We start from the raw sequence: 12,076 nt of genomic DNA, 5'->3' as shown, positions 1-12,076 counted from the left end.
CAACTTATTAAAAGATTGACTTATAAGTAATATTTATTTGACCAAAATAGCATTTTTCTTTAATTTCTTAGCCAATATGGGATTAATGCCTATACCTTCACAAATTATAAAGCGATGAATTAGAGGCAATGATATGTTATATAACCAGCATCATGAAAAAGATAACTGCGGATTTGGTCTGATTGCTCATATTGAAGGGCAACCAAGTCATAAAGTGGTGCGCACCGCTATTCACGGATTAGCAAGAATGCAGCATCGAGGCGCAATCTTATCTGACGGTAAAACCGGCGATGGCTGTGGACTTTTATTACAAAAACCAGATCGATTTTTTAGATTAGTTGCGCAAGACGCAGGTTGGCGTTTAGCAACTAATTATGCGGTAGGCATGCTGTTTCTTAGCCAAGATGAGCAAGAAGCACAAGCAAGCCGTCAGATTGTAGAAGAGGAATTAGCTGACGAAACATTATCAATATTAGGTTGGCGAGAAGTACCTATTGATAAAAGTGTTTTAGGTGAAATTGCGTTATCTTCACTTCCTAAAATTGAACAAGTCTTTGTCAATGCGCCAGCAGGATGGACGAAAATTGATTTAGAACGCCGTTTATATATGGTTCGCCGTCGCATTGAAAAACGCGTACAAGACGACACCTTTTATGTTTGTAGCTTTTCGAATCAGGTTAATATCTACAAAGGCTTATGTATGCCTAAAGATTTGCCTCGATTCTATTTAGATTTAGCCGATATTCGAATGGAAACGGCGATTTGTTTATTTCATCAACGGTTTTCAACCAATACCGTTCCACGTTGGCCACTTGCTCAACCGTTTAGACATTTAGCGCATAATGGTGAAATCAATACCATTGAAGGCAATCGTCAATGGGCAAAAGCCCGTTCCTACAAATTTAAAACACCACTGATTCCTGATTTACAAAATGCGGCTCCGTTTGTGAATGTCACAGGGTCTGATTCCAGTTCACTGGATAACATGTTAGAACTGTTCCTTGTCGGTGGGATGGATATTGTCAGGGCGATGCGCTTATTAGTACCACCGGCATGGCAAAATAATCCCGATATGAATGAAGATCTTCGTGCCTTCTTTGACTTTAATTCGATGCATATGGAACCGTGGGATGGCCCAGCTGGTATTGTTATGTCAGACGGTCGCTATGCCGCATGTAATTTAGATCGAAATGGCTTACGTCCTGCTCGTTATGTTATTACCACCGATAAACTCATTACCTGTGCTTCTGAAATTGGTATTTGGGATTATCAACCTGACGAAGTCGTCAGCAAAGGACGAGTTGGGCCGGGTGAGTTATTAGTTATCGATACCGAAGAAGGTCGTATCTTACAATCTTCTGAAACGGACAATGACTTACAAAAACGTCATCCTTATAAAGAATGGATGGCAAAAAATGTTAAACAGCTTATCCCTTTTGAAAGTCTACCTGATGAGAACATTGGCTCACGTGATTACGATGACACTTTACTAGCTACTTACCAAAAACAGTTTGGTTATAGTGCAGAAGAAATCGATCAATGTATTCGTGTCTTAGGTGAAAATGGGCAAGAAGCAACAGGTTCAATGGGCGATGATACGCCATTCGCTGTCTTATCAAGTAAACCTCGATTAATCTATGATTATTTTCGTCAAAAATTTGCGCAGGTAACCAATCCACCTATTGATCCATTACGTGAAGCTCACGTCATGTCGCTATCAACTAGCATTGGTCGCGAGATGAATGTCTTTGCTGAAGCCGAAGGTCAAGCACATCGAGTCGCGTTTAAATACCCTGTTTTGGTTTACTCTGATTTCCAACAATTAACTGCATTGGAATCACGTTACTATCAATCAGAAACACTAGATATTACTTACGAAATCGATGGTAGCTTGCGTGATGCCATTGAACAATTATGCGGTGATGCCGAAGCCAAAGTACGTAATGGTACCGTATTAATCATTTTGTCCGATAAAAATATCGCAGCCGATCGATTACCGATTCCTGCCCCAATGGCTGTAGGTGCAGTACAGCAACGTCTAGTTGAAAAAAACTTACGCTGTGATGCCAATATTATTGTTGAAACCGCAAGCTGTCGCGATCCACACCAATTTGCCGTGCTGCTTGGTTTTGGTGCAACGGCTATCTATCCTTATTTAGCTTACGAAACCCTAGCCCAAATGGTCGACAATGGCACGATAAATAAGTCTTACCGTGAAGCCATTATCAACTACCGCAATGGTATTAATAAAGGCTTGTACAAAATCATGTCTAAAATGGGGATATCCACTGTCGCCTCGTACCGCTGCTCAAAACTTTTTGAAGCGGTTGGTCTGCATAAAGATGTGGTAGAACTTTGTTTCCAAGGTGTGACTAGCCGTATTAGTGGTGCAAATTTTGATGATTTTGCTCAAGATCAGTTCAATTTATCGAAAAAAGCATGGTTACGCCGTAAACCATTAGACCAAGGTGGTTTACTCAAATTTGTCCATGGCGGCGAATATCACGCTTATAATCCCGATGTAGTTCAATCGTTACAAAAAGCGGTTAACAATGGGCGTTACGAAGATTATAAGCTTTATACCGATATCGTTAATAATCGCCCGCCAGCGACATTACGGGATTTATTAAAACTTAATCCCCCTGAAAATGCAACAATTTCGTTAGATCAGGTTGAACCTGAAGAGTCACTATTCAAACGTTTTGATTCGGCGGCAATGTCAATTGGTGCATTAAGTCCTGAAGCTCATGAATCGCTTGCTGAAGCAATGAACACATTAGGTGGCTATTCTAATTCAGGCGAAGGAGGTGAAGATCCTGCTCGGTATAACAGTATAAAAGTGTCACGCATAAAACAAGTCGCATCAGGTCGATTTGGTGTAACGCCGGGCTATTTAATGAGTGCTGATGTGATTCAGATCAAAGTAGCGCAAGGTGCAAAACCGGGTGAAGGCGGTCAATTACCAGGTGACAAAGTAACCCCTTACATAGCTAAATTACGTTTTTCCGTACCGGGAGTGACATTAATCTCGCCACCACCGCATCACGATATTTATTCAATCGAAGATTTGGCACAGTTGATCTTTGATCTAAAACAGATTAACCCTCAAGCAATGATTTCGGTGAAATTAGTGTCCGAACCTGGCGTAGGAACTATTGCAACTGGGGTCGCAAAAGCTTATGCCGATTTGATCACGATTTCGGGATATGATGGTGGTACCGGTGCTAGCCCATTAACGTCAGTCAAATATGCTGGCTCACCATGGGAACTGGGTTTAGTTGAAACACAACAATCATTGGTTGCTAATGGTTTACGTCACAAAATTCGTTTACAGGTTGACGGTGGGTTAAAAACCGGTACAGACATTGTAAAAGCGGCAATTTTAGGTGCAGAAAGTTTCGGCTTTGGTACGGGGCCAATGGTGGCTTTAGGTTGTAAATATCTACGTATTTGCCATTTAAATAACTGTGCCACAGGTGTTGCGACACAAGATGAAAAATTACGTAGTGACCATTATCATGGTTTACCTGAAAAAGTGATGAACTATTTCCGTTTTATTGCACGTAACACAAGGGAAGTCATGGCAGAACTTGGCGTAAGTCGAATTGTTGATTTAATTGGACGTACCGATTTACTGTTAGAGCTTGATGGTATTACGGCTAAACAACAAAAACTGGATTTATCAGGATTACTTGAAACTGCGACACCAGTAGAAGGCAAACCCGTCTACTGTATTGAAGATAATAAACCGTTTGATAAAGGTGTATTGAATAAAGAAATTATTACTCAAGCACAACAATTTGTGGATAATCGTCAAAGTAAAAGTTTCTACTTTGATATTCAAAATACTGATCGTTCGGTGGGAACTAGCTTATCAGGTTATATTGCCAAAAAATATGGCGATCAAGGTTTAGTTGCCGATCCAATTTCACTCAATTTCACCGGTACTGCTGGGCAAAGCTTTGGTGTTTGGAATGCTGGTGGCGTAAATTTAACACTAACAGGTGATGCCAATGACTACGTTGGTAAAGGCATGGCAGGGGGTCGCATCGTCATTCGACCACCTCAAGGCTCGGCATTTTTAAGTCATGAAGCAACCATTGCCGGTAACACCTGTCTATATGGTGCAACAGGCGGTAAATTGTTTGCAGCAGGACGTGCTGGTGAACGTTTTGCCGTACGTAACTCTGGTGCAATTAGCGTGGTTGAAGGTATCGGCGATAACGGCTGTGAATATATGACAGGTGGCATTGTCTGTGTCTTAGGTAAAACTGGTGTTAACTTTGGTGCTGGCATGACTGGTGGATTTGCTTATATTTTAGATGCCGATGGTGATTTCCATAAACGGATTAACCAAGAACTTGTTGAAATGTTAAACGTTGCTGATTATTCGATTCATGAAGAGCATCTACGAGGCTTAATCATGGAACATGCTCAACTAACCCACTCTTCACGTGCTGAAGAAATTTTAGCTAACTGGGAAGATTTCGCTAAACAATTTGTATTAGTTAAACCTAAATCCAGTGATGTAAAAGCGCTGCTCGGTCATCGAAGCCGATCATCAGCAGAACTTCATGTTCAAGCACAATAAGGAGAGCACGGAAATGAGTCAAAATGTTTATCAGTTCATCGATTTACAACGTGTTGATCCACCTAAAAAATCGTTGAATATTCGAAAAATAGAGTTTGTTGAAATTTATGAGGGATTTTCGGCTTCACAATCTCAAGCCCAAGCCGATCGCTGCTTAGCGTGTGGGAATCCTTATTGTGAATGGCGTTGTCCTGTTCATAACTATATACCTAATTGGCTAAAACTGGTGAATGAAGGCAAAATTTTAGAAGCGGTTGAGCTTTCTCATCAAACAAACAGTCTACCAGAAGTGTGTGGTCGGGTTTGCCCTCAAGATCGGCTTTGTGAAGGCTCATGTACTTTAAATGCTGAGTTCGGTGCAGTAACTATTGGTAACATTGAACGTTATATTACCGATGAAGCTTTTAAACTGGGTTGGAAGCCTAACTTGTCTAATGTTGAAAAAACAGGGTTAAAAGTTGCAATCATTGGTGCAGGGCCTGCAGGACTTGCTTGTGCCGATGTGCTAGTCCGCAATGGTGTGACGCCCGTTGTTTTTGACCGCCATCCTGAAATAGGTGGACTATTAACCTTTGGTATTCCTGCCTTTAAATTAGATAAAGAAGTGTTGATTAATCGTCGACGTATCTTTACCGACATGGGTATTGAATTTCGGCTGAATACCGAAGTGGGGAAAACGGTACAATTAACGGACTTACTCAATGAATTTGATGCTATTTTTGTTGGAACCGGTACTTATCAATCAATGCGAGCCGGTCTAATGAATGAAGATGCGGATGGTGTTTATGATGCCCTTCCATTTTTAATTGCCAATACCAAACATATTATGAAGCATAATCAAAGCGATGATACGCCTTACATTGACATGAAAAATAAGCGTGTTGTGGTTTTAGGCGGTGGTGATACTGCAATGGACTGTGTACGGACGTCTATACGTCAAGGTGCAATTGAAGTCACCTGTGCTTATCGTCGAGATGAAGCCAATATGCCCGGCTCTAAACGAGAAGTAAAAAATGCGAAAGAAGAAGGTGCACAATTCCAATTTAATGTGCAACCCCTCAGTATTGAAATTAACAATACAGGTCAAGTTACTGGTGTCAAAATGGTTAGAACAGAACTCGGTCAACCCGATGCAAATGGTCGCCGTTCGCCAGTGATTATCGAAGGATCTGAATTCATACTTCCTGCCGATGCTGTTATTATGGCATTTGGTTTTAGACCTCATGCCATGCCTTGGTTAGCAGAACATGGTGTCAATCTTGATACTCAAGGTCGTATTGTTGCCCCAGAAATGAAAGGCTATCAAACCAGCCATCCAAAAATCTTTGCTGGTGGTGATGCAGTAAGAGGATCGGATTTAGTGGTGACTGCCATTAGCGAAGGTCGCAAAGCGGCAGAAGGGATTTTAGATTATTTAGAAGTATAAAGCGATTGACTAAGTTAACCTTATGCCCATACCCTACTGAGTGGGAGTAAGGTTTACTACTCAATATTTATTGATCTGTCTAAACCATAACGTTTATTGATTACAACCTAAATATCGTTATTTATCGGGTTGAAATTGCCAATGAATATTTACTTTGATAATTGGCATTAAATTACCATTAGCTGATACCATGAATTTGTATCAGCTAATAACCTTTGATTATTGGATTACTTGGCTATAAATAGACAACCTGAGAACCATTTTCAGGATTTTTAGTCGCCTCAGCAAACCCTTCTAAGAAAAAGGCAAGATGATCTGCTTCATCCCCTAAAAGGCGCCCTTTGACTTTATTCCAAGTTAATAACACGATAGCCGCTTGTGGTTCACAACTAATTAACATCGGTTGTTCAAGTTCTTCATTCCAATAAAACTCACCGCCGTATAATTTTTGGGCTGTCAGTAATAAATAACAACCATACTCTTGAGCAATCATATTAAGCTGTTCTTCAGGAATACTAAAATTTTTCTCAGCTAATTCACCAATAATCATTTCAACAACAGAAATACTTTTTTCGGAATAATCGAGCTGGTTAATACTCCACGTTGGACTATGTAAAATGGCATTTTGTGCCCATGCTTCGATTTCTTGATATAATTCATTTTTTTCAGTCATATTTATTTACTTCGCTAGTTGATATTTCCAATTGTTTAACAAGTTGCCATGCGGCTTCCATTTCTTCAAGTGTTGCATCCGTTAAACGACGATTATTTTGTTTCAGTATTGCTTCAACTTGTTTAAATCGACGTTCAAATTTATGATTTGCCCGTTGTAAACAGAGCTCCGATTTAACTTTTAGATGTCTGGCTAAATTGACGGTCGCAAAAAACAGATCCCCCAGTTCTTCCTCGATTTTTGATTGATCTTGTACCGTTTTATTAAGCTCATGTTCTACTTCGTCGAGCTCTTCCTTAACTTTATCTAAAACTGGAGTTAACTCCTGCCAATCAAACCCAACCGATGCACAACGTTTTTGGATTTTTTCGGCTTTCATTAAAGCAGGAATGGCGTTAGGTATGTCATCTAACAATGAGTATTGTGCGCGCTCGTCACGCTCTTTTTGTTTTAATTGTTCCCAATTCGGTTTTTCAGTTGTCTTATCATCAAAAATATGCGGATGACGACTAACTAATTTATCAGCAACAGCTTGACAGATATCCTCAAAATCAAACTGACCTTGTTCACTGGCAAGATCGGCGTAAAAAATAATTTGAAACAATAAATCGCCCAATTCTTTTTTGAGTTCATTCATATCCTGTTTATCTATCGCATCAAGAACTTCATAAGTTTCTTCTAGTGTATAAGATTTTAATGAATCAAAAGTCTGCATGCGATCCCATTCACAACCGTCAATAGGGTCACGTAATTGTTTAGTAATTGCAAGTAAACGCTTGAGTGGGTTCACAATCTATCTCACCAATCGTAACGGAACATTAATCTAATCAGTGTATCATAAATTTAAACTGTTTTTATTTTCAATAGTGAATTTATACTATTGTAAATATAATTGTCTATTATTTATCCTGAAACACGCACAAAAAAGATTAAATTAATTGAGTTATCATAACTTCTAGCCCATAAAGCTGAATTAAGTATATAATAACCGCATATTGAATTAACTTTACGATAATATATGAATAATTTACGAGAACTTACACTTCGAGGCACAATACTGGGTGCTTTTATTACAATTATTTTTACTGCATCAAATGTGTACCTTGGTTTAAAAGTCGGATTAACCTTTTCTTCGGCTATTCCTGCCGCTGTCATCTCAATGGCAATCTTAAGACTATTTTCAGGATCAACCATATTAGAAAATAACATGGTACAAACTCAAGCTTCTGCTGCCGGAACGCTATCATCTATTATATTCGTTCTACCTGGATTATTGATGATTGGTTACTGGCAAGATTTTCCATTTTGGTTAACTTTTGCCATTTGTGCCGCTGGGGGAATGCTTGGGGTACTATTCTCAATTCCATTGCGTCATGTGATGGTAGTCAAAAGTACATTACCTTACCCTGAAGGTGTTGCTGCCGCTGAGATTTTAAAAGCAGGCTCGAAAACAGACAGTAATGATGCTTCTGCCAACGAAGGATTGAAAGATATTTTAGTGGGAGGCGTTATCGCTTCTACTGTCAGTTTATTGACCAATGGTTTTCGGGTTTTATCTGAAAGCGCTTCATACTGGTTTACCGGTGGAAAATCGATTTTTCAATTACCTATGGGGTTCTCATTAGCACTTCTTAGTGCAGGTTACTTGATTGGAATTGTATCTGGGATTGCCGTTTTAATAGGAACCATTATTGCCTGGGGATTTGGAATTCCAATTTTAAGTGCAATGACAGATTATGATACAACGCAACCTCTGGCAAATATTGCAATGGGACTTTGGGCTAAAGATATCCGTTTTATTGGCGCAGGAACGATTGCTATTGCGGCAATTTGGACATTATTAACCTTAATCAAACCAGTTATTGAAGGTTTAAAAACATCATTCAAAACGTTACGTTCAGATGTATCTGTAAATGATATTGCACCGACAGAACGTGATCTATCACCTAAATCAATCTTTTTGATTATGGCAGGTATGGTTATTATTTTAGTCGCTACGTTTTACTCATTTATTTCAGATAGTGGGTTATCGACGGGCGTTGCATGGATACTGGTTATTTGTGCTGTTTTATTTGCTTTTATTATGGGCTTTCTTGTTGCAGCTGCTTGCGGATATATGGCAGGATTAGTCGGATCGTCAGCTAGCCCTATTTCAGGTATTGCAATTGTTGCCGCTATCGTGATATCACTTATCTTACTTGGATTAGGCGAAGCAAATAATATACTTTCCACGGCTGAAGGCACAAACTTTGCGACAGCCTTAGCGCTATTCACAACCAGCGCAGTATTAGCCGTTGCTTGTATCTCAAATGATAACTTGCAAGATCTTAAAACGGGTTACTTGGTTAATGCAACACCATGGAAACAACAAGTTGCATTACTAATAGGTTGTGTTGTTGGTGCCATTGTTATCGCTCCTATTTTAGAAATTCTTTATAACGCGTATGGTTTCACGGGCGCATTACCACGACCAGATATGGATCAATCACAAGTTTTAGCTGCACCTCAAGCAACACTGATGACAACCATTGCAAAAGGAATCTTTTCACATAAACTTGATTGGACAATGATTCTAATTGGGTTGGTTGTTGGAACCGTGATTATTATTATTGATCTTCTTTTGGCGAAAGCAAAATGTAAATTTCGCTTACCCGCACTAGCTGTCGGTTTAGGTATCTATTTACCACCAACGATTACTGCCCCAATTTTTGTCGGTACATTGCTATCATGGATAATTAAACGTAATGCTTACGCTAAAGCTCAAAAATACAATTTAAATCCTGAAGAACAATTTAAAAAAGTGGATCGTAAAGCGGCATTAATTTCTTCGGGATTAATAGTTGGTGAAAGCTTAGTTGGTGTCTTATTAGCGATCGTTATTGTTATTAGTATCACGCAAGGTAAAGGTGAAGCTCCATTAGCAATCGAGGCTGATTTAGGTTTCTTACCACAATATTTAGGTTTAGCTGTCTTTGTGGGTATTTGCTTATATATTATTCGTCGAGCATTATCCGCAATTAAAAAACAGTAATAATTTATATTTATAATTAAGCCCTTTATTGCTTAAAATAGAGGGCTTGATAAAATCGCTTTTCCAATTTAAACCCCGCTATAAATTAATTATCATCCTTCTTTTGTGACTAGATTAAATGATAACCTTTTCCCTGTCTGGAAATATTCAATAGCACGCTCAACCAATTATTACCACAAGTTAAAGTCTAAAATAATAAAACTTTCACTTTGCCCATTAAACTTTTTCATTTTGCATAACTTTCAATATTTGTTAGCATAACCCAATTTATTTTACATATTAAACAGCAAAATCATGATAGTATTTGATTCCATTCAAGTTCGCTTAGGCATTAACCTACTTTTAGATAATGCCTCTGCTACCATTAATCCTAAACAAAAAGTAGGGTTAGTTGGGAAAAATGGTTGCGGAAAGTCCACCCTATTCTCATTAATAAAAGGCGAAATTCAAACGGATGCAGGCAGCTTAAGTTTTCCATCACAATGGCAATTAGCTTGGGTTAATCAAGAAACCCCCGCGCTAGATATACCCGCTATTGAATATGCTATTGATGGTGATCGTGAATATCGACAGCTAGAACAAAAGCTAGCTATCGCCAACCAAGACAATAATGGTGAACAAATAGCTAATATTCATGAAAAACTGGATAACATTGACGCATGGACAATACGAGCAAGAGCCGCCACATTATTACATGGTTTAGGATTTTCCAACGAGCAACTACAATTACCAGTTAAATCTTATTCTGGTGGTTGGCGCATGCGTTTAAATCTAGCTCAAGCACTCATGTGTCGTTCTGATCTACTCCTTCTTGATGAACCTACCAATCACCTTGACTTAGATGCCGTTATTTGGCTAGAAAAATGGCTGAGTAACTATCAAGGTACATTAATTTTAATCTCACATGATCGTGATTTTTTAGATCCGTTAGTTAATAAAATTATTCATATTGAACAAAAAAGTTTGTTTGAATATACCGGTAACTATTCATCATTTGAAGTTCAACGTGCAACTAAATTAGCACAGCAACAATCACTTTATGAAAGCCAACAACAAAAAGTCGCACACCTACAAAGCTACATAGACCGCTTTAGAGCAAAAGCAACCAAAGCCAAACAAGCTCAAAGCAGAATAAAAATGCTAGAAAAAATGGAACTCATTGCCCCTGCACATGTAGACAATCCTTTTCATTTTAATTTCAAACCTTCTGAATTTTTGCCAAGTCCATTACTGATGATGGACAAAGTTGTGGCAGGCTACGATGATAAAATCGTACTTGAAAAAATTAAATTAAATCTTGTTCCGGGTTCACGCATAGGCTTATTGGGTCGTAATGGTGCCGGTAAATCAACCTTAATAAAATTATTAGCGGGCGAACTTCAACCTAAAGAGGGGCATATTAATCTCGCTAAAGGTGTTCAATTAGGCTATTTTGCTCAACATCAATTGGAATATTTACGTGCCAATGAATCACCACTTTGGCATTTAACTCAGCTTGCTGATCCAAAAATAACAGAACAGGAATTGCGTAACTATCTGGGTGGTTTTGATTTTCATGGTGATAAAGTGAACGAACCAGTTAAAACATTTTCGGGCGGTGAAAAAGCTCGATTGGTTTTAGCGCTAATTGTGTGGCAAAAACCGAATCTATTATTACTTGATGAACCCACTAACCATTTGGATTTAGATATGCGTCAAGCATTAACTGAAGCACTTATAGGGTTTGAAGGTGCTTTAGTCGTTGTATCGCATGATCGCCATTTATTGCGCTCGACAACGGATGAATTTTATTTAGTGCATGATCACAAAGTCGAACCATTTAATGGCGATCTTGATGATTACCAAAAATGGCTTGCCGAAGAACAAAAAGCAGAAAATAAACCAGATACCGTTAACGTAGCCAGTAAAAATGATAGCATTCAAAATGTTTCCGCCACCGATCGCAAAGAACAAAAACGCCGTGAAGCAGAATTAAGAGCACAAATGCAACCCATTAAAAAAGAGCTACAAAAAATGGAGCAAAAACTTGAGCTATTAACTGAGCAATTACAAAATATTGAACAGTTACTAGTAGATCCTGCTATTTATGAAAACGATAAAAAAACAGCGTTGACCGAATTACTACTTAAACAAAGTAAAATTAAAAGCGAACAAGAAGACACTGAAATGAACTGGTTAGATTTACAACAACAACTTGAAGATTTTCAATTAAACTAACTTTGTAGTTAAGATATAAAAAGAGAAGCGCACAAAATATTAAGAGCATGAGTCTTAATTCAATCGCAATAAGTTTCAGGTTGTTAATCGTATTTTAACTATTTATTTTGTGCAAAAAAAATCACAGCCTTTGCTGTG

At 38.5% G+C, this 12,076-nt stretch carries 6 protein-coding genes; 4 read left to right on the top strand and 2 right to left on the bottom strand.

The window, feature by feature from the left end; translation table 11 throughout:
* Positions 1-133 precede the first annotated feature (133 nt).
* Both gltB and ACGH47_RS07980 read left to right on the top strand, forming a co-directional pair.
* Positions 134-4,591, top strand: a complete 4,458-nt coding sequence (gene gltB / locus ACGH47_RS07985) for a glutamate synthase large subunit (protein WP_411623157.1) — start codon at positions 134-136, stop codon at positions 4,589-4,591.
* 13 nt (positions 4,592-4,604) lie between these two features.
* Complete coding sequence (locus ACGH47_RS07980; RefSeq protein ID WP_411623156.1) at positions 4,605-6,017, top strand: FAD-dependent oxidoreductase; 1,413 nt, start codon at positions 4,605-4,607, stop codon at positions 6,015-6,017.
* A gap of 235 nt (positions 6,018-6,252) precedes the next feature.
* Here ACGH47_RS07980 and ACGH47_RS07975 read toward each other — a convergent pair whose 3' ends face one another.
* Complete coding sequence (locus ACGH47_RS07975) at positions 6,253-6,690, bottom strand: hypothetical protein (RefSeq protein ID WP_065559718.1); 438 nt, start codon at positions 6,688-6,690, stop codon at positions 6,253-6,255.
* Positions 6,683-7,480 (bottom strand): nucleoside triphosphate pyrophosphohydrolase, encoded by a 798-nt coding sequence (gene mazG / locus ACGH47_RS07970; RefSeq protein WP_411605344.1) that lies wholly within the window; start codon positions 7,478-7,480, stop codon positions 6,683-6,685. The genes ACGH47_RS07975 and mazG overlap by 8 nt, the downstream gene beginning before the upstream one ends.
* 228 nt (positions 7,481-7,708) lie before the next feature.
* Between mazG and ACGH47_RS07965 the strand changes: the two genes are divergently transcribed.
* Both ACGH47_RS07965 and ACGH47_RS07960 read left to right on the top strand, forming a co-directional pair.
* On the top strand, positions 7,709-9,721 hold the full coding sequence (locus tag ACGH47_RS07965) for an OPT family oligopeptide transporter (RefSeq protein ID WP_267360764.1): 2,013 nt from the start codon (positions 7,709-7,711) through the stop codon (positions 9,719-9,721).
* Between the two features lie 294 nt (positions 9,722-10,015).
* Positions 10,016-11,938, top strand: a complete 1,923-nt coding sequence (locus tag ACGH47_RS07960) for an ABC transporter ATP-binding protein (RefSeq protein ID WP_411623155.1) — start codon at positions 10,016-10,018, stop codon at positions 11,936-11,938.
* Positions 11,939-12,076 lie beyond the last annotated feature (138 nt).

Origin of the sequence: Gilliamella sp. CG16 (assembly GCF_046635785.1) — a bacterium.
Lineage (GTDB): Bacteria > Pseudomonadota > Gammaproteobacteria > Enterobacterales > Orbaceae > Gilliamella > Gilliamella apicola_I.
The sequence above is the reverse complement of the archived record's forward strand: the minus strand, read 5'-3'. Positions and strand labels throughout refer to the sequence as shown.